The sequence below is a fragment of the Mucilaginibacter ximonensis genome (assembly GCF_042686265.1).
Classification (GTDB): domain Bacteria; phylum Bacteroidota; class Bacteroidia; order Sphingobacteriales; family Sphingobacteriaceae; genus Mucilaginibacter; species Mucilaginibacter ximonensis.
Window position 1 is genome coordinate 1132624 of the sequence record NZ_JBHUPD010000002.1, and the last position, 19635, is coordinate 1152258.

General features: G+C 43.8%; 15 protein-coding genes. 10 read left to right on the forward strand and 5 right to left on the reverse strand.

Annotation, left to right across the window (positions count from 1 at the left end; genetic code table 11):
- Positions 1 to 13 precede the first annotated feature (13 nt).
- Positions 14 to 625 carry a histidine phosphatase family protein gene (locus tag ACFS5N_RS12640; protein WP_377185936.1) on the forward strand — a complete coding sequence of 204 codons (612 nt, stop codon included), beginning with the start codon at positions 14 to 16 and terminating at the stop codon, positions 623 to 625.
- On the opposite strand, the gene ACFS5N_RS12645 is transcribed toward ACFS5N_RS12640, so the two are convergent.
- The 3 genes from ACFS5N_RS12645 to ACFS5N_RS12655 all read right to left on the reverse strand — a co-directional run bounded on the left by ACFS5N_RS12645 (position 622) and on the right by ACFS5N_RS12655 (position 3728).
- The gene (locus ACFS5N_RS12645) at positions 622 to 1848 is read right to left on the reverse strand and encodes an alanine dehydrogenase (RefSeq protein ID WP_377185938.1); all 1227 of its coding nucleotides are present in this window, start codon (positions 1846 to 1848) and stop codon (positions 622 to 624) included. The genes ACFS5N_RS12640 and ACFS5N_RS12645 overlap by 4 nt on opposite strands.
- A gap of 38 nt (positions 1849 to 1886) precedes the next feature.
- Positions 1887 to 2303 (reverse strand): tRNA (adenosine(37)-N6)-threonylcarbamoyltransferase complex ATPase subunit type 1 TsaE, encoded by a 417-nt coding sequence (tsaE, locus tag ACFS5N_RS12650; protein ID WP_377185940.1) that lies wholly within the window; start codon positions 2301 to 2303, stop codon positions 1887 to 1889.
- A 207-nt stretch (positions 2304 to 2510) separates the two neighbouring features.
- The gene (locus ACFS5N_RS12655; protein ID WP_377185942.1) at positions 2511 to 3728 is read right to left on the reverse strand and encodes a PQQ-dependent sugar dehydrogenase; all 1218 of its coding nucleotides are present in this window, start codon (positions 3726 to 3728) and stop codon (positions 2511 to 2513) included.
- 505 nt (positions 3729 to 4233) lie between these two features.
- On the opposite strand from ACFS5N_RS12655, the gene ACFS5N_RS12660 reads away from it, so the two are divergent.
- Together ACFS5N_RS12660 and ACFS5N_RS12665 are read left to right on the forward strand one after the other, a co-directional pair.
- On the forward strand, positions 4234 to 5625 hold the full coding sequence (locus ACFS5N_RS12660; protein ID WP_377185944.1) for a glycoside hydrolase family 76 protein: 1392 nt from the start codon (positions 4234 to 4236) through the stop codon (positions 5623 to 5625).
- 204 nt (positions 5626 to 5829) lie between these two features.
- A complete protein-coding gene (locus tag ACFS5N_RS12665) occupies positions 5830 to 7143 on the forward strand; it encodes a hypothetical protein (protein ID WP_377185946.1) in 1314 nt (437 codons plus the stop codon).
- A gap of 69 nt (positions 7144 to 7212) precedes the next feature.
- Here the strand turns inward: ACFS5N_RS12665 and ACFS5N_RS12670 are convergent, their stop codons facing one another.
- Positions 7213 to 7452 carry a helix-turn-helix domain-containing protein gene (locus ACFS5N_RS12670; protein ID WP_377185948.1) on the reverse strand — a complete coding sequence of 80 codons (240 nt, stop codon included), beginning with the start codon at positions 7450 to 7452 and terminating at the stop codon, positions 7213 to 7215.
- 162 nt (positions 7453 to 7614) lie between these two features.
- On the opposite strand from ACFS5N_RS12670, the gene ACFS5N_RS12675 reads away from it, so the two are divergent.
- The 6 genes from ACFS5N_RS12675 to ACFS5N_RS12700 all read left to right on the forward strand — a co-directional run bounded on the left by ACFS5N_RS12675 (position 7615) and on the right by ACFS5N_RS12700 (position 16177).
- Positions 7615 to 9093 (forward strand): DUF4419 domain-containing protein, encoded by a 1479-nt coding sequence (locus tag ACFS5N_RS12675; protein WP_377185950.1) that lies wholly within the window; start codon positions 7615 to 7617, stop codon positions 9091 to 9093.
- A gap of 123 nt (positions 9094 to 9216) precedes the next feature.
- The gene (locus ACFS5N_RS12680; protein ID WP_377185952.1) at positions 9217 to 11442 is read left to right on the forward strand and encodes a glycoside hydrolase family 27 protein; all 2226 of its coding nucleotides are present in this window, start codon (positions 9217 to 9219) and stop codon (positions 11440 to 11442) included.
- 512 nt (positions 11443 to 11954) lie between these two features.
- A complete protein-coding gene (locus ACFS5N_RS12685) occupies positions 11955 to 13367 on the forward strand; it encodes a DUF4419 domain-containing protein (protein WP_377185954.1) in 1413 nt (470 codons plus the stop codon).
- Between the two features lie 350 nt (positions 13368 to 13717).
- Complete coding sequence (gene rlmD, locus ACFS5N_RS12690) at positions 13718 to 15127, forward strand: 23S rRNA (uracil(1939)-C(5))-methyltransferase RlmD (RefSeq protein ID WP_377185956.1); 1410 nt, start codon at positions 13718 to 13720, stop codon at positions 15125 to 15127.
- 105 nt (positions 15128 to 15232) lie between these two features.
- Positions 15233 to 15631, forward strand: coding sequence for a hypothetical protein (locus ACFS5N_RS12695; RefSeq protein ID WP_377185958.1), 399 nt, complete (start codon positions 15233 to 15235; stop codon positions 15629 to 15631).
- A gap of 36 nt (positions 15632 to 15667) precedes the next feature.
- Positions 15668 to 16177 carry a phosphoribosyltransferase family protein gene (locus tag ACFS5N_RS12700; RefSeq protein ID WP_377185960.1) on the forward strand — a complete coding sequence of 170 codons (510 nt, stop codon included), beginning with the start codon at positions 15668 to 15670 and terminating at the stop codon, positions 16175 to 16177.
- A gap of 114 nt (positions 16178 to 16291) precedes the next feature.
- On the opposite strand, the gene ettA is transcribed toward ACFS5N_RS12700, so the two are convergent.
- Positions 16292 to 17974, reverse strand: coding sequence for an energy-dependent translational throttle protein EttA (gene ettA, locus ACFS5N_RS12705; protein ID WP_377185962.1), 1683 nt, complete (start codon positions 17972 to 17974; stop codon positions 16292 to 16294).
- A gap of 333 nt (positions 17975 to 18307) precedes the next feature.
- Here ettA and ACFS5N_RS12710 point away from each other — a divergent pair, with 333 nt between their 5' ends.
- Positions 18308 to 19591 (forward strand): 6-bladed beta-propeller, encoded by a 1284-nt coding sequence (locus ACFS5N_RS12710; protein ID WP_377185964.1) that lies wholly within the window; start codon positions 18308 to 18310, stop codon positions 19589 to 19591.
- Positions 19592 to 19635: the final 44 nt, after the last annotated feature.

The following is a 19635-nucleotide window of genomic DNA, read 5'->3' on the forward strand; positions in this document are numbered from 1 at the left end:
ACGCATCCCGATTATGAAAAAATTAAAAGCTACATCCGGCTTTTTTTTACTGGTGCTAACCTGTTTTTTTATAAGCAATTTTAATGCCTTTGCGCAAAAAACCAACATATTCATTGTCAGAATAGCCGAACCCAACCCGCAAATTAACGGTAAGGATGAATTGCGCTCGACTTTGTCGCCCGAAGGGCAGATGCGTGCAAATGATTTACTTAAGGCATTAAAACACGAAAAAATTAAGGCAATCTATGTTTCGTCCGGTAAGGCAGCCGAACAAACCGCTTATCCACTGGCAGCCCGTGCAAAGATTTTACCCCGGGTGTATGCAGATAGTACAAGCGGACTAGTAAAGATACTGAATCGCAATTTTCAAGGCACCAATGTATTGGTTGTAGCACAATTGAAAGACATTATGCAGCTTATCAGCCAACTGGGTGTCGATCCGCCCTTTGAGACATTGAATGATGACGATTATGATCTGCTTTTTTCTATCACCTTAAATGGCGACGACAAAAAAGATATGTTCATTACCTATTACGGTAAGCCGCATCATGTTACTGAAATTCCGCAGCAGTACCTGATAGACAAGTTTTATCCTTCTTATACCGCACCAATCATAAGCCATTAATGTTTTGATACCACCAGCAGATCAAGATCTTTGCTTGGGATGTTAAAACGCTCGGCAATGTGTTTGTTGGTAAGATGGCCTTCATAAATATATACCGCCTCGCGTATACCCGGTTTCTGCCAGATGAGGTTCTTGATACCGCCCTGTTCGCCTACGTCTAATAATATAGGCGCAAAAATATTGGTGAGCGCATAAGTAGCGGTACGCGCCACCCGCGATGCTATGTTTGGCACACAATAGTGTATCACGTCATGCTTGCGGAAAATAGGGTGGGTATGGTTGGTAATTTCAGAAGTTTCGAAGCAGCCGCCCTGGTCAATGCTCACATCAATAATTACCGAGTTTGGTTTCATTTTGCTCACAGTTACTTCAGAAACTACACATGGGCTCCGCCCATCTTCAGCCCGGATGGCGCCGATAGCGACATCGCAGGTAGTGATAGCTTTCTCCAAAACAATTGGCTGCACTACCGAGGTAAATACCTTGGTGCCAATATTGGTTTGCAGGCGACGAAGTTTATATAGCGAAGGGTCAAATACTTTTACTTCGGCGCCGAGTGAAATAGCCGTGCGTGCTGCATATTCGCCAACGGTACCGGCTCCCAAAATTACAATTTCTGTTGGGGGCACGCCGGTTATACCGCCCAACATGAGCCCTTTGCCGCCAAAAATATTGCTCAGGTATTCGGCCGCTATTAAAATTGAGGTAGCGCCTACAATTTCGCTCATGGCCCGTACAACACTTAATGTATTGCCCTCATCGCGCAGATGCTCGAAGCACAACGCCGTAATCTGCTTTTTAAGCATGGCTTTTAATAGCTCGGGCTTAAGCGACGATAATTGCAGGGTAGACAATAATATCTGTCCGGGTTTCATCATTTCAATCTCGTCCATTGTTGGCGGAGCAATTTTGATGATGATATCGGCCTCATAAACTTTTTTGGTATCAAAAACTATTTGGGCGCCTTGTTCTGAGTAATGGTTATCTAAAAACTTGGCAGCTTTGCCGGCGTTGCTTTCCAGCATAACCTGGTGCCCGTTGTTAACCAGCAGGGCTACAGAAAGCGGTGTAAGCGGGATACGGTTTTCCTGAAAAGATATCTCTTTGGGTATGCCTATGTAAAGTTGGTTTTTCTTTTTCTTGACCTCAAGCATCGACTCTTGCGGTTGCATCATAGCTTGCTTAGCGACATCCGAAAATCCGCTGTATTTCCCTGAACTCATAATCTATTTTTAGGAATGATGAAGTTAGTAAAATTCCGTCAGATTTTCTCAACAGATATTTGCCGGCCGCCATCGCCGGAAACTTTGATGTTGACGCTGATGTAATGCGACGGCAGCATATCCGGTATCTTTTCGGGCCATTCAATAAAACAATAATTCCCGGAATAAAAATATTCCTCAGCGCCCATGTCCAAGGCCTCTGTTGGTGTTTTCAGGCGATAAAAATCAAAGTGAAATATTTTGTTGCCGACGATCTTGTATTCGTTCACAATGGCAAAGGTAGGGCTGGTAACAGCCTCCTGAACACCCAGGGCTTCGCAAATTGCCTTGATAAAAGTGGTTTTGCCTGCACCCATATCGCCCTGAAAAATAAATACCTTTTCGTTGCCGGCAAAAGCTATAAGCTGCGCCGCCGCCTGCGGAAGTTCCTGAAGAGATGATACATTGATAGTCATAGATGAAGGCAAAAATAACCAAACGGTTGGTTATTTTAACATAACTACTCTAGTTGTCATTCTGAGCGTAGCGAAGAATCTTATACGCTTTGCTGGTCGCTGTGATAAGATTCTTCGCTACGCTCAGAATGACAAGCGGTAAAAAAAGCACGCTATTAATAAAAAAGCCACTTCAATATCGAAACGGCTCTTGTAAAATATCGGTTTCTACTTAACCGGTGCAATCCTATACAGGCGGCCATTGTCAGTAACACCATAAAGTGCACCATCCTTGCCGGTAACCAGTGCGCGCCAGCGTTCGTTTTTGTCTTTAAACAGGCGCTCCTCGCCAACTACATGGTTGTCTTTAATAACCAGCCGGGCAATGTGGCTGCCGCTTAATGCGCCAACCATTAAATTGTTTTTCCACTCAGGGATCAGGTCGCCGGTATAAAAAGTGATGCCCGACGGCGAGATGCTGGGGTCCCAGTAATAAATAGGTTGGGTAACACCTTCTTTTTGTTGGATGCCGTCGCCCACTTTCTGGCCGCTGTACTCAATGCCATAGGTTACTACCGGCCAGCCGTAATTATTACCTGCACGTACAATATTGATTTCATCGCCGCCGCGCGGACCAAATTCAGCTTCCCAAAGCTCGCCGGTTACCGGGTTCCAGGTCATTCCCTCCGGGTTTCTGAAACCATAGGCAAATATCTCAGGCTTGGCGCCTGCCGTTTTTGCAAACGGCCCGTTTGGTACCGGCCTGCCATCTTTGGTAATATGGATAACCTTGCCAATGGTTGCGCCTAAATCCTGCGCTTTCATGCGGATATCGGCGCCGCTGCGTTCGCCGGTGCTTACAAACAGATCTCCCTGTTTATCGAACAAAATACGTGAACCATATTGCAAAGTTCCTGTATACCGGGGTTCGGCCCGGTAAATTACCGTAACGTTTTCAAGTTTAGTCTCGTCGGCCGATAATTTGCCTTTGGCAATAGCTAAAGTAGCACCGCCATCGCCCGGCTCTGCATAGTCCCAATATATCATGCGGTTATGAACGTAGTCCGGGTCAATATTTACATCAAGTAAACCGCCCTGGCCTTCAAACAATACCTTGGGGAAACCGGTGATTTGTTTATCCGGCTTGCCGTCCATTTTTAAGATCTGCATAGTGCCCGATTTCCCGGTGATCAGGAAACGACCGTCAGGTAAAACATGAATACCCCATGGGTTTTTCAGGTCGCTGTTTATGACAGTTGCCTCAACCGGCATGCTGGTTTTTACGCCATGAATGCGGGTTTGCCCTGCAAATGCGGGTTTGTACTGGCTGTTTGGGGCTTTGGTTTCTACATGGCCGGTAGTGTCAGGTGTCTGGCACATGGCCAGTGTCGCCCCAGCGGCAAACGCAGTACTTAATGTTAGTTTTTTTAATACAGTTAATTTCATGGTGTGTGGTATATGTAGTTCGCTATGTTAATACAATATACGGGTAAATATGTTTAAGCGTTTATTTGCTTTAAGTCTGTTACAAAAATATACACCGGGTATTGCAAAATAATAGTTTACAATCATATGTTTTAATTGGCAATATTTATTAATAATTAAAATTCAGACTTGCTTATATTTTGCTAAATGGCGCTTTGATTATGATTTAAATCATTGAAATAAAACCTTTTCCTATTGTTTTAGTTATAAAGTTGTGTTATTTCTGATTAGTTAATATCATGACAATTGGCCTTAATATTATTATCAGGCGATAGCCATTATAAACCTGGTCGCATTCCCCCCGCGCTGACCTTTGTGAATGTATCGAATAGCTTTCTAAGACAGAGCTTTGCTATACCTGAGCTTTGTGCTGTCTTTAATTGCTTTGTGGTAGTCTGAGACTACAATTGTTTTGCCGTGCTTATAAATAATCAAAAACAATTAATAACCACTAATTCCTACAATTATGAAGAAAACAATTATCCTGACACTGGGCGCATGTTTTGCGTTTTTTAGCTGTAAAAAAGCAGAAACCACACTGGCTGACAAAATGGCTCTCGGCTCTACGCCATCCGTTAACGCAGCACTTAACTCGTGGGACCCTGCCGATGCTACCACTGCTTACAATGCATTTAATACGGCCTGTTACAACCCTACAACCAAACTTTACTACAGCACTACGTTAAAGGATGCAGATGCCGCTATCTGGACAAATGCCATTTTTTGGGACATGGCGATGGATAACTATATCCGCACACGTAAATCGGCCGATTTGACCAGGGTAACCGATATGTATACGGGGGCTTATAATAAGTACGATAGCTTTAACTGGAACAATACCACCGTTTGGTTTATTTATGACGATATGATGTGGTGGGTGCTATCGCTTTGCCGCGCTTACACCCTTACGGGTAATGCTGCTTATTTAACTAATGCCGAGGCTGGTTTCGATCGTGTGTGGAATGGCTCGTACGATGCGGCCGGTGGCGGTATGTATTGGGACTTTAATCACTCCGGCAAAAACTCATGTATTAACTTCCCCACCGTTATAGGCGCCATGCGATTATATAATATCACCGGCAATAGTGCGTATTTAACTAAAGCCCAAAGTATATATACCTGGGCCAAGGCTAACTTAACCAATACCAGCACCGGCGAGGTTTACGACAACAAGATAGGGAGCAATCCGCCGGGAGGGCAGGCTTATACTTATAACGCGGGTACCGCCATCGGTGCTGCTTATTTGTTATATAAACAAAGTGGTAACAGTGCTTACCTGTCAGACGCGCAACGTTATGCCGACTACGTGAAAAATAACCTTTGCAATGCACAAGGCATTCTTCCGGCCGAGGGTGATTTTAATGAGCAAGGCGTAATGAAGGCCATATTTGCCCAGTACATTATGCAGTTAATTAAGGAAGGCGGCCAAACCCAATACCTGAGCTGGATACAAACTAACGTTGATACCGGTTGGGCCAACCGCGATCCTGCGCGTAATTTAACTTATCGTAACTACGCCGTAGCTTGCCCTACAGGGTATATTCAAACTTATGAGGCTTGCAGCTGTGTCGAGTTTATGCTGTTGTACCCTGGCGTTACGTTTTACCAGGATACCATGTATGGCGGCACGGTAACCGGCGTTATCCCGAAAGGAAACTATACGCTGTCACAGCTGCAGGGCTATGGTTTTGTGAACGACTGGGCGTCGTCGGCTAAAGTGCCAACCGGCTGGAGCGTGCTGATGTATGCAGATGATAACTTCCTGGGCCAAACCTGGACCATCACCAGCGATACCCCGCATTTCCCAAACCTGACACCTAATGCTAATGATCTGGTGTCGTCGGTAAAAATTCAATAATACATACCCTATATCTGCAAAAGCACAACGGCGTGAGCTGTTGTGCTTTTTTTGTTTAGTTGTTATCGAGAGGAGTAATGAACAAGCAATCATAGATGCGCCAGGTTCGCGATTGCCGCGCTACCCCCGCAATGACAATTTGTGAATAGTATTAAGCCCATATAGTTTTTCCGTATATTTCCGCCACCTCAAAAATCTAACTGTATGAAATTCGTGACACTCGTGGCAATGGTCCTGTTATTTTTTTCTGCGGATAAGTCATCGCCTATTAAACCGGTAAAAGCTACAAGTACCAATGAATTCCTGAACAGCATTGGCGTTAACTCGGCGATATCCGCGCGGGGTGAAAAACTGGATAAAACCATTGAGGCCATCAAGTATACCGGCATCCGCTGGATACGCTCAGGCTATGAGGGCGGGGTAAGTATTGATGATTATAAAACGGTGCACAATGCCACCGGCGTAAAATATAGCTACGGCCTGATGAGCGGCGGGACAGACATTGCCCGGTTATTAAAAGATGCACGTGTGCTGGCCAATATGGGTGCCCTGCTTGCTTTTGAAGGTAATAACGAACCCAACAACTGGGCGATTAATTATAAAGGCAAAAAGAGCGGCAAAAACGAAAGCTGGCTGGGCGTGGCTCAACTACAAAATAATTTATACAAGGCCGTTAAGGCCGACCCATTATTAAAGAAATACCCGGTTTGGAATTTGACCGAGGGCGGCGCGCAAACAGATAATACAGGCTTACAGTATTTAACTATCCCGGCTGGTGCAAATACCGTAATGCCTGCGGGCACCCAATATGCCGATTACGCTACCTGTCATAATTATTTTTCTCACCCCAGCCACCCGGGACTGTATGATAACCAAACCTGGAATGCCGCCGACCCTGGTCCCGCTTGTAAAGTAGATGGTTTGTATGGCAATTATGGCAAAACCTGGGCGCACAATTTTGAAGGATATACGGAAGAGCAACTTGCCGATTTGCCCAAAGTAACTACCGAAACCGGTGTGACCATTCAAGGCGATTTTAGCGAAGAGAAACAGGCGCGATTGTACATTAACCTATACCTGTCGCAGTTTAAACGTAAATGGAGCTATACCGCTGTTTATTTGCTTCGCGACAGGTCGGATGAAGATGGCAATCAGTCGTTCGGGTTTTATCAGAAAGATTACACACCCCGTAAAGCAGCAGTTTATTTGCACAATCTTACCACTATTTTGGCTGATAAAGGTACTGTCAGCAAAGCCGGATCACTGGCTTATGCTATCCATAACAAACCCGAAACCGTGCATGATCTGCTGTTGCAAAATAGCAATGGCAAGTTTCAGTTAGTGATATGGGATGAGAAAGCCGCAGGAACCGATGAGGTTCAAATTAGATTCACAAAAAAACATGCTGTCGTGAACGTCTATGATCCAACCGTCAGCGCGTCTGCACAAAAAATGTTAAATAATTGCAGTGCCGTCATGCTAACTTTAAATGACCACCCGCTTGTTGTAGAACTGTAACATCGAACGCGGGATTTAAAATTAAAGCCCTTCTGCATTAAGACAGCGTCAGGGCTTTGGCAGATTGTGCTAATTACTGCTAATTTTTGCCAAAAAAGGCTGCCGGGTATCTATCAGGTCGCAAACGTCAACTTCAAAAACTTCGGCTATCTCAAATATCCGCTGTAAACTGATGCTTGATTGGCCTATTTCTATTTTGCTGTAAGCGTTTTGCGAAATATTAAGCCGTAAACCCAAATACTCCTGCGAGTAATTTCTATACAACCTGGCACTTTTAATATTAGCTGCTATTGCGCTTTTGTTATACATACAACTTGGTTTTATTTACTGTGTGTACATTAAAATACGAAGCTTGTTATTGCGCAGTTTTTCAAAAATTAACATTGCCTTTATGGAACTTTAGTTTAGGCTGCGTCGTAGCGGTATTGTATTGTAAAAAATTTGTTAGCTTTAATTAACCAACCTATACTTATGAAAACATTAAACCTTATCCTGTTAACTATCGCCATAGCCACCTTAAACGTGTCGGCACAACAATCACGAACTTTCGAAATTGAAAAGCTGGACATTATTCCAACTAAATGGCAGCCGGTCATGACCTATGAACAAGCCCTTCAAACCATGGTTCTGCTGGATAATCCCGCCCACTCCATGAACAACATGCCCCGCGGGCGCGCCGTTAACATTGTGGCCAAAAGCAATATCCCGGGCAATATCATCTCCTACAAATACACCTCATTTTTTGACGGCATGTATTTTGCCTACGCCAATCACCGGCCGTTTACCTTGTCGCCTGATATGGTATGGTTGCTTATAAGTCAGGGATTTTCGCAGCATGTGCTTAATAATGCAGAAGACCTGCGCAATTTGTTTGTACAGCATGCCGGCAAAAAAGAGCTTACCGTAGTTACCGATAAAATCATGCTCGACGACCCCAACGCCCCCTGGGAAGATATATTTCCGGAAATGGAGAAGCAAATAGCGGCTAATACCGGCGATGCACTCACCAACACTGTAACTGCCAATTTTAGCACCACCACGCCAATTACCAAAGTAGCCTCGCAAATAACGCTGATGAAAGCTATGAGCGCCTATTTTAATTATAATGTGATGATGATTGGCTGCGGTATACCCAGCGTTACCCTGCAAGGCACTACAAAAGATTGGGAAAACATACTGACCAAAGCCGAAGCGCTGCGTAAGTATAAATTAGATTGGTGGGTTGACGAACTGGAACCCGAACTGAAGCAATTTATCGCTGCTTCAAAAGGTAAAATTGATAAAGACTTTTGGAAGGCCATGTTTAAATATCATGGTCCTAATGGCTGTGGTGCGCCTACAACCATTGATGGCTGGATCGTAAAGTTTTACCCCTACAATAAATTTGGCAAGCGTAATGACCTCAAACAAATAGTACGCGGCTCAACTAATGACGTAATGCCTGATGAGGTTGTAAAGGTTGATTTGAACTATGAATTTGCAGACCAAAACGGCAATATCTTATCAAAAACACCCCTCGAATTATGGGCAGGGTTTATGGGTTTGAAAGAAAATCCTAAGACTTTTAACCTTACGCCGGTTATCGGCTGGATGATACGCAAAAAAGATGAATCGGTCTCCCAGTCCTCATCCATCATGGAAATACTACAGAAGCATGTTAACGACATTGAAGGCATCGGCATAACAGTTAGTTCGGTGCCTCCTGAATTGATGGAAATTGGCCCGATAAAGCGACTCAGGATTCATTTTACAGATGAGATAATAATTCCGGATGAAATGGCAAAGGTACCTATTGGTATGATGTGGCTTTATGGAAAAGTTGAATCTGAACGGCGTGATAAAATAATTGCAATGTTCCCTAAAACCAGGCTTTACATAAATGGGCAGGCTTATAACGAGAATGTCGAGGAAATGCGTAGTGCACCAGGACAGCGCGTTACCACTTTTTAATGCTTTAATAAGATATAAGCAATCTTTAGCTAAATAAAAATTTATCCCTACATTTATTGCGGGAGGGCCTGTGATGGTGCCTGAATCCCAAAGCCAATCGTATTTAACCTTTAAAGCAACCCGATGAAGAAAAATTTAATTCTTTTATTGCTGCTTGTGCCGTTTTTGAAAGTTAGCGCACAGCATATCTCTATTAAAAAAGGCTGGAAAATGACCGTGGGTGACAACATGGAATGGGCCGCACCAAACTTTGACGACTCGGGCTGGCAAGCTGCCGATTTGAATAAGCCCTGGGAACAACAAGGCCATGATAATTATGACGGCTTCGGCTGGTATCGCAGCCACTTAGTGATCCCGTCGTCAATCAAACAAAAATCATATTTAAAAGACAGCTTAGTACTGGTTTTGGCCAGTGTTGATGATAATGATGAGGTTTACCTTAACGGCACACTGATAGGTAAATACGGCGGACACCGTGAGACAAATATCAAACATAGTCACTACGGCCATCGCGAGTATAAAATAGCGGTTAATAACCCGGCCATTTTGTGGGATAAAGAGAATGTTTTAGCTATCCGCATTTACGATACCGGCGGCGACGGCGGCATTTACGGCAGCGATTTTAATATCCATATGGCCGATATTACGGAAGGCGTTGAGTTTAATAAAAGCGGCGACTTTAGCTACGGCGACCAAAGCCTGCAGGGTGGTAAAAATAAGATGGGCAAATCAATAATGCTTGAAACCAAAAATACCTACGAGTATAAAGGTACCATGTCATTAAAAGTAACCGACCCCGAAACCGGTGCTGTGGTGGCAAGCCTTAAAACAGATACGGCTCATTTTACCAAAGGCCGGCCGTTTACATGGTGGTTTACCTTTACTACAACCAAAAAACAATCCTACAACATTGAATATCTTTTTAAGGATAAAAAGTCGGGTAGTGAGATTACTGATGCGGAGACCACACCGTATATTTTAACGCCTATTGAGGCTAAGGCTCCAAGAATTAACGGCGCTTCAACCTTTGGTGTTCGTCCCGGTCACCCGGTATTGTTCCGTATCCCGGCAACCGGTATCGGTACCCTGAAATATAAGGTGACTGGTTTGCCGGCCGGTTTAAAAGTATCGTCAAAAGGCATTATTACCGGTGTTATCAATAAACCCGGCGATTATCCGATGGTGTTTACCGTAACCAACAGCCATGGTTCGGCTACTAAGAAATTTGTGTTATCTATCGGTAATAAAATTGGCTTAACCCCCGCTTTGGGCTGGAACAGCTGGAACGCCTGGGGCCTTAGCGTAAACGACGAAAAGGTGCGCACCGCAGCGCGCGAAATGTCTGAGCGTCTGGCATCGCACGGTTGGTCGTACATTAACATTGATGACGGATGGGAAGCCGAAAGTCGTGATGCTGACGGTAAAATTGTCCCTAACGAAAAATTCCCTAACATGAAAGGACTGACCGACTATGTACACGGTCTTGGTTTGCGCATGGGTATTTATTCATCGCCTGGCCCGCGCACCTGCGGCGGTTACCTGGGCAGCTACCAGCATGAGGATGATGATGCGATAACCTACGGTAAATGGGGTATTGATTATTTGAAATACGATTGGTGCTCATACGGCCAGATTGCACCGCCGCATCCAAACCTTGACGAAATGAAAAAGCCTTACCTGGTGATGCGTGCCTCGTTGGATAAAGCCGACCGGGATATCTTATTCAGCTATTGCCAGTACGGCATGGGCCAGGTTTGGAAATGGGGCGCCGAGGCCGGTGGTAACAGCTGGCGCACAACCGGCGACATTACCGATACCTGGGAAAGCATGTCGGGCATTGGCTTTAGCCAGGACAAAGCTGCCCCATATGCAGGTCCGGGCCATTACAATGACCCTGATATGTTAGTGGTAGGTAAAGTTGGCTGGGGCCCCGCACTGCACAACACCCGTTTAACTTACGACGAGCAATACACCCACATTAGCTTGTGGAGCTTACTGGCATCGCCATTGTTAATTGGTTGCGACATGGGCCACCTGGACAGGTTTACCCTGAGCCTGTTAACCAACGATGAGGTAATTGCCATTAACCAGGATGCCTTGGGTAAAGAGGCCCGCCAGTACGTTAAAAACGCAGACTATCAGATCTGGGTAAAAGAACTTACCGGCGGCCGCAAAGCTATCGGTTTGTTTAACATGACAGATAAATATCAAACCATTACACTGCCAAAAACAGATGCAGCGCTTAAAGGCTACACCAAAATCAGAGATGCCTGGCGCCAGCAAAACCTAACCGCAGTTAGCGGCAAAGTTGCGCCGCATGGCGTGTTGCTGGTAACGGTGTCTAAGTAATATTTTAAATCGATATACAAGAAAGCCGGTGCCTTTGGTGTCGGCTTTCTTGTTTTAAAGCGATATAAGCCTTTCTAAAGCGGTATTAAGTCTATTTTAAGGCTACGCCAAAGCCGCGCGTCATTAGGAACGAAGAGGACGCTCTTCTGCTGTGCGCCTAATAAATAAGGTTCATAGGAGGCACCTACGGAGCCTTTCTTTACATTTCTGATAATCTATAAACACGCGACTCCTATGGAGTCATCCTGCGGAGCACTGTAAGCAATTAATAGCTCCGTAGGAGCTACGTATTTGTAGAAAAACCTTTACATTTCTTATATATCTATAAACACGCGACTCCTATGAAGTCATCCTGCGAAGAACTGTAAGCAAATTAATAGCTCCGTAGGAGCTACGTGTTTGTAGCAAAATCCGATAGAAAAATAACGGCTCCGTAGGTGCCTCGTAAAATTTAGCCTTTGTTGGTGCTGGCAACTAAAATGTCTATATTTAATTAACCAAACCTAAGTACCATGCGTAAGGCTCTGCTATTAAACCTATTATTGCTTTGTTGGATTGATTTATATGCCCAAAAGGGCCGGACTTTCGAAGTAGAAAAACTAAGTCCGCCGAAAACTAAAATGTTTGAGGCCTTAAGTTATCAGCAGATATTAGAGGAGCTTATTGTAAAAGACAGGCAAAAACCTGACGAATGGTCGAAGAAGCAAAAAATAGAGGGCGAACCCAATATCATAGCCAAAAGTGATATTAAAGGAGCCTTAGTTTCGCGTGGCTTTCACCCGTTTTTTGAGGGAGTTTACGCGGCCTACGCAGATCATCATCCTTTTACCTTGTCGCCCGATATGATATGGCTTTTAATTAGCCAGGGTTTTGCCGCTCATGTTAATAATAATGTAGAGAGGTTACGAAGCAAATTCGCCAAGTTTGATACGAAGCAAACGCTAAGCTACCAATCTGACAAAGACTTGAATTCAGAACAAGATTGGGGCAAAGCAATTGCAGGTTTGAGCGCCCAGATTGGCCAATTTGCAGGTCCGGAACTCACCCGCACCATGACCGCAGATTTTACGACGACCACGGCCAGCACCAAAATAGCGTCGCAAATTACGTTGATGAACACGGTGCAAGCCTATTTCAATTATGATGTTGTAATACGCTCTTGCGGCATCCCTAAGATAACCTTAGAGGGAACCCCTAAAGATTGGGAACGCTTGCTGGCCAAAACGGAAATGCTGCGGCAGTACGAGCTGGATTGGTGGATAGATGCATTAGAGCCTGTTTTAAAGCAGTTTATACAGGCATCAAAAGGAAAGATAGATAAGCAATTTTGGTTGGATATGTTTCAGCACCATATAGAAAGCCGCGGCTGCGGCCCAAAACTTGATTTGGTTGATGGTTGGATTATAAAATTTTTCCCTTATGATATCAGGGGTGAAAGAATGGATTTTAAACATCTGCAGCTAAATGGCGGTGGTTTACCTAACGAAATGTTAAAGGTGGATCTTGATTATGTAGATGCATCAAATCCTCAAAACCCGATTCATACGCCTTTAGAACTATGGGCTGGTTTTGTTGGGCTTGAGCAAGATCCCAAAACATTTGGACTTAAACCGAAAATTGGTTGGATGATAAGAAAGCGCGATCCTTATCGTCAGTATCTGATAGATCAGTTATCGGCATTCAATAAAAATAATGACGAGGTAAACTTACACGTTGACAACGTACCGCCCGAATTGCTAAAAATAGGCCCGATAAATAACTTAAGAATTAACTTTTTTGGTAACATACGAATCCCCGAAGAACTTACCACTGTACCCATAAAAAACATGACGCTTTTGGGTAAAACTACCGAAGCTGATGTTAACCGCATTGTAAAACTATTTCCTGAAACTAAGCTGCATATCAACGGGGTGAATTATAACTAATTAAAGATTTAAATCCTGACTTTATCCCCTTATAATTGGGCCGGAAATGACTTATCCTGAAATAGGTTTATACCAAAACGCTGTTTCATGCTGGGTGTTTCACTCATATTTTCGCTCCTTTCACAAAATCATTTAAATTACTTATAATAAGATATTTATAAAGACTACTTAAAGTTTTACAACTGTTTCAAAGTGTTTCACCCCATTTTAATAAACTGCTAGCTTTCAATCAATTAAATATAAATGGTGTTTCAAAGTGTTTCACTTTTAAGCGGAACAGTACAGCAGCTGATCACCAATCGCTGATGATTGATCACTAAAATAAAAAATACCCTTACCTTTGCGCCCAAATGAGCAGACGAGGAGCAAAGAACCAGTCATTTGAAGACGTAAGTATTATCGATATTGCCGAAGAAGGCAAAGGTGTAGGCAAGGCAGACGATTTTGTGCTGTTTGTAGAAAAGGCCGTGCCCGGCGATGTTGTGGACGTACAAGTATATCGCAGCAAGAAGAATTTTGGTGAAGCTAAGATTACCGCATTGAAAAAGGCCAGCGCACACCGTGTTGAGCCTTTCTGCGAGCACTTTGGTACCTGCGGCGGCTGCAAATGGCAGCACATGACTTATGACGCTCAACTACAATTTAAACAAAAATCGGTATCAGATGCGCTGACCCGCCTGGCTAAGATAGAAGTAAGCGATATGTTGGCTATTGAACCGTCGCCGGCCGACAGATATTACCGCAACAAACTTGAGTTTACTTTCAGTAACAAACGCTGGCTATACGATGGCGAGAATCGGGATGACGAGGCTTTAAACATGAACGCCCTTGGTTTCCATATCCCGGGCCGTTTTGACAAGATATTGGATGTACACCACTGCTACCTGCAGGCCAATCCAAGTAACGAGATCCGTAACAAGATAGATGAGTTTGCAAAAACCAACGGCTATACTTATTACGATCTGCGTACGCATGAAGGTAACCTGCGCAACCTTATCATCCGCACCTCAACTACGGGGGAACTGATGGTGATTGTGGTTTTTGCTTATGCAGATGAAAATGAAGTAAGCAAGCTGATGGGTTTTGTGGAGGCTGAGTTCCCGGAGATCACATCGTTGCTATACATCCTTAACCAAAAGAAAAACGACACCATATTTGACCAGGAGGTTATAGCCTGGAAAGGCCCTGAATATATTCACGAAGAGATGCAGGGCATAAAGTTCCGCATTGGCCCAAAATCGTTCTACCAGACCAACAGCGTGCAGGCCCTGCGCCTATACGAAATAACCCGTGATTTTGCCGCATTTACCGGCAACGAGCTGGTGTATGATTTATATACGGGGGCCGGTACCATCGCCAACTTTGTGGCCAGACATGTCAGGGAAGTAGTGGGTGTTGAATATGTACCGAGTGCCATTGAGGACGCTAAGATCAACAGCGCTATCAATAATATCACCAATACTAAATTCTATGCTGGTGATATGAAGGATGTGCTGTCGGCCGAATTTGTGGCTGAGCATGGTAAGCCAGATGTGATCATCACCGATCCGCCGCGCGCCGGCATGCACCCTGACGTAGTGGCACGACTGATGGAAATTGAAGCCGAAAGAATTGTTTATGTAAGCTGCAACGCTGCCACCCAAGCCCGCGATCTGCTGGTATTGAAAGAAAAATACGACACCGTGAAAATACAGCCGGTGGATATGTTCCCGCATACACAGCATGTAGAGAACGTGGTTTTATTGCAGTTACGTAAATAAACCTCTCCCTGGCCCTCCCCAAAGGAGAGGGAGCCAAAATGTAGGATGTTTATAAAAGATTAAATTTGAAGTCTCCTCCTTTGGGGGAGATTTAGAGGAGGTGATATGAATCCTGAAGAATTATTTAATGAAAACCGCGGTCAGCAACCACTGCAGCCGGCTAAAGATAGCCCGTTGGTAAGTTTGCAGCATGATTTGAAAATATTCAGCGAATCAATACGCGAAGTTGCTGTTGAGATTATGGTAGAGGGGTTGTCTAAATACCCCATCTTTGTAGCCCATCAGCATGAGCTGAAACTCGGTGAGCTGATCCTTGATAAAAACGAACTGAATATGGAGTGGAGCATCCACGCTTCAACCATGGAAGAGTTTATAGAAATAGGCCTGATCAAAAAATCACGCAAGGAGCACTTTGTCAGCAATTATAAAAATCCTAACGAGTTTATGTGCGTTTTTGTAATTGTACCTGAAGGCGCAAATTTTGTTTTTGTGCCGTATCAGTAATTGAGTAGCTTTACTTCGCAAAGATTGTATCCGAACATGGAAAACAAAAAAATACTCGTACTCAACAAACAGCAGATCCAGCAAAAAATCGACAGAATTGCTTACCAGATACTGGAGGATAATTTTGAAGAAACTGAACTGATTATTGCCGGTATGTTACCGCGTGGTGGTTTCCTGGCTGCGCGACTGAAAAAAGTTCTTGACGAGATCGCTCCGTTTAAAACTACCTTGATATCTATCGATCTTGACCGTTTCAGCACCAGTCTGAATGCCAAGTTTGATTTTGATATTGAGATGTGTAATAACAAAGTGGTTATTCTGGTTGACGATGTACTGAATAGCGGCAAATCGCTGGCCTATGGTTTTGGCGTTTTCCTGGATGTGCCTTTAAAAAAGCTGCGTACCGTAGTATTGGTTGACCGCAATCATAAAAGTTTTCCCATCAATACCGATTATTCAGGCGTTGCACTATCAACCATCATCAAAGAGCATATTGACGTGATGTTGAGCGAAACAGGCGAAGAAGATGCAGTTTATTTGAAGTAATTAAGGCACTAATTTTGCTTAACTACCACCGTGCTGAACCCGTTAAATCGGCATTAACATATTTGGGAATTAAAAAGGCTAACCAAAAATGGTTAGCCTTTTTGCTATTTAAACTTATGCTGTCAGTTTTTTATACTTGATACGTTTGGGAGCATGGTCGCCTAAACGTTTCTTGCGGTTTTCCTCATAGTCGGTATAATTACCTTCAAAGAAATAAACCTGCGAGTCGCCCTCAAATGCCAGGATATGGGTACACACGCGATCAAGGAACCAGCGGTCGTGGCTGATGATTACGGCGCAGCCACCAAAGTTTTCCAATGCCTCTTCCAATGCGCGTAAGGTATTTACGTCGATATCGTTGGTAGGCTCATCGAGCAGCAGTACGTTGCTTCCTTTTTTCAAGGTAATGGCCAGGTGCACGCGGTTACGTTCACCGCCCGATAATACGCCCACTTTCTTTTGCTGATCTGCGCCATTAAAGTTAAAGCGCGACACATAGGCACGCGAGTTTAGCGGACGGTTGCCTACCATAATAGTCTCTAAACCACCCGTCACGTTTTCCCAAACTGATTGGTTAGGGTCAAGGTCGTCATGCATTTGATCTACATAACCCAATGCTACCGTGTCACCTACGCGGAAAGTACCTGCATCAGGTTGTTCCTGTCCGGTAATTAGCCGGAACAATGTAGTTTTACCTGCGCCGTTAGGGCCAATAATACCTACTATGCCCGCAGGCGGCAAGGCGAAATTCAGGTTATCAAACAATAACTTATCACCATAGCTTTTGCTTACGTTGTTAGCCTCGATAACCACATTACCTAAGCGTGGGCCCGGTGGAATGAACAGCTCCAGCTTTTCTTCACGTTCCTTTGTTTCTTCGGAGGCCAGCTTCTCATAGTTACCCAAACGTGCTTTTGATTTGGCATGGCGGCCTTTCGGGCCCATACGCACCCATTCCAGCTCGCGCTCCAGGGTTTTTTGGCGTTTGCTTTCAGATTTTTCTTCCTGAGCCAAACGTTTAGCTTTTTGATCAAGCCATGACGAGTAATTACCTTTCCATGGAATACCTTCGCCCCGGTCAAGTTCTAAGATCCAGCCGGCAACATTGTCCAGGAAGTAGCGGTCGTGCGTCACGGCTATAACGGTACCTTTATACTGTTGCAGGTGCTGCTCCAGCCAGTCTATCGACTCAGCGTCGAGGTGGTTGGTAGGCTCGTCAAGCAATAATACGTCAGGTTCCTGTAACAGCAAGCGGCACAATGCCACACGGCGGCGCTCACCACCGGATAGTACCGATACATTGGTATCGGGGTCAGGGCAGCGCAGGGCATCCATCGCCCGCTCCAGTTTGGTGTCAAGTTCCCAGGCATTTACGGCATCAATCTGATCCTGTAATTCGCCCTGGCGGTTCATTAGCTTTTCCATTTTATCGGCGTCGCTGTAATACTCTTCTAAGCCAAATTTTTCATTGATCTCTTCGTACTCCTTCAGCAGCGCGGTGGTTGCGGCCACTCCCTCTTCCACAATTTCGCGTACGGTTTTGTTAGGGTCAAGCTCAGGCTCCTGGCTCAGATAGCCTACGCTATATCCGGGGGAAAATACCACCTCGCCGATATTGGTTTTATCTATGCCTGCAATGATTTTAAGCAGCGATGATTTACCAGAGCCGTTTAAACCAATAACACCAATTTTGGCGCCATAAAAAAACGACAGGTAAATGTTTTTTAATACAGTTTTTTGCGGGGGATATACTTTACTAACCCCGGCCATTGAAAAAATTATTTTTTCGTCTGCCATATATATTTAATGAGTGAATTGTTGAATTAGTGAATGTGTTATGCGGATTTTCTGCGAATGAAAATATCCTTGCGCAAATATGGGTATTAGCCCTGCCAAGTGCAAACCTTATGCTATTTAATATTACCAAATTCTAAGTCGTATATGCCGTTTACAAAGTGTGGGTATGGCGAGGGGGTTAAGCTGATTATTTTAGTATCATAATTAAAAACGGGCATTATAGCTAATAAATGCGATTTAACTTTTTTTAACAAACAGAAATTATCTTGAATGCCCAAATTGCCGATTTTTTGCGTTATTATTGAAGCAACCAAAATCAACTAAACCAACACAATGAACCCGAAACCAATAGTCGCAAAACTTATTGTTAGCTGCTGCCTGCTGTTAGGTACGGTAAGATACACCACCGCTCAAAAAATTATCCCTGTTGATTCCAGCAAAGCGCAGATACTGCGCATTGATCCATCAAACGCTATGGGCGGTAACGCTTCTGATTTTTTTACCGAGGTAAATTATATCCCGCTGGAAACTACCGACGAAAGTTTGTTTGGCAGTATCAATAAACTGGTAGTTACTGACGATTATTTTATCATCCTGGATCATAACACCCGTTCAATACTGATATTTAATAAAAACGGAAAGTTCCATACCAAAATAAAAGGGACCGACGGTGCGCCGATATGGGATTTCTCGGTAAATAAGTTTACCAAAGAAATCAGATACAGCCGTGATCAATACAAGAGTTATACCTATTGCGACTATAATGGCAAAGAAATACGCAACTTGAAAAGTGGCGGCGAGTTGGCAAAGGATGAAATTAACGATGGCAATATGCGGTATTTCGCAGCCGACAAGGGTGTTTCAACCGGTTATCCTAATACCATAGATTCAACTTCAAAGTATTATAAGCCCTGGTCAAAATCATTGATCATTTTCTCGAATGAAAAAAATAAGGTCTATGCTCACGGTCTCGGGTTTGATAAAAGAGAGGGTATGGACCGTAATCTGATAACCATGGGGGGTATTTTGCCGATGAATACCGTAAGCGATACCGCATTTTATTACGTCAGGCCATATACCTTTAATGTTTATACTATCAAGCCTGATATTATAAAGTTGTCCTACAAGCTGGTCTTTCCGTTCTTTGTTGCGCTGCCGCAAGATTTTGTGGTTAATCCGGTATATGACAACAAGCGGGTAGAATACGTGCAAAAGCACCCTAAAACCATTTACTATATTGCTAATTTTTTCCAGCTGAATGATAACCTGATTTTCAGGGCTGGGAGTTATGAAATTAACGATGAAGACAATCTGATATATAACCTGCGCACTGGCACCCTGATAGCCTATAAACATATATTACAGGACGAAAAATCATATTTTTTGCCTATTTATGATAACTCAAACTGGGGCTCATCATTTAATTTTAACGGACTTTTGGCTTGTACCGATGGCTATATTTATACTTCGTCCTCGTCGTTAGGCATGTTTCAATACCATGAAAAATATGCCGACCAGAAAGTTAAATATCCGCCTGCTTTAGAAACCTATTTCAAAAAAGGCTCGCGAAAAGATAACCCGGTAATTATGCAGCTTAAGCTAAAAGATAATCTGTAATTTATTTAGCATTCATATCAACCTAACCTTATCACAATCATCCT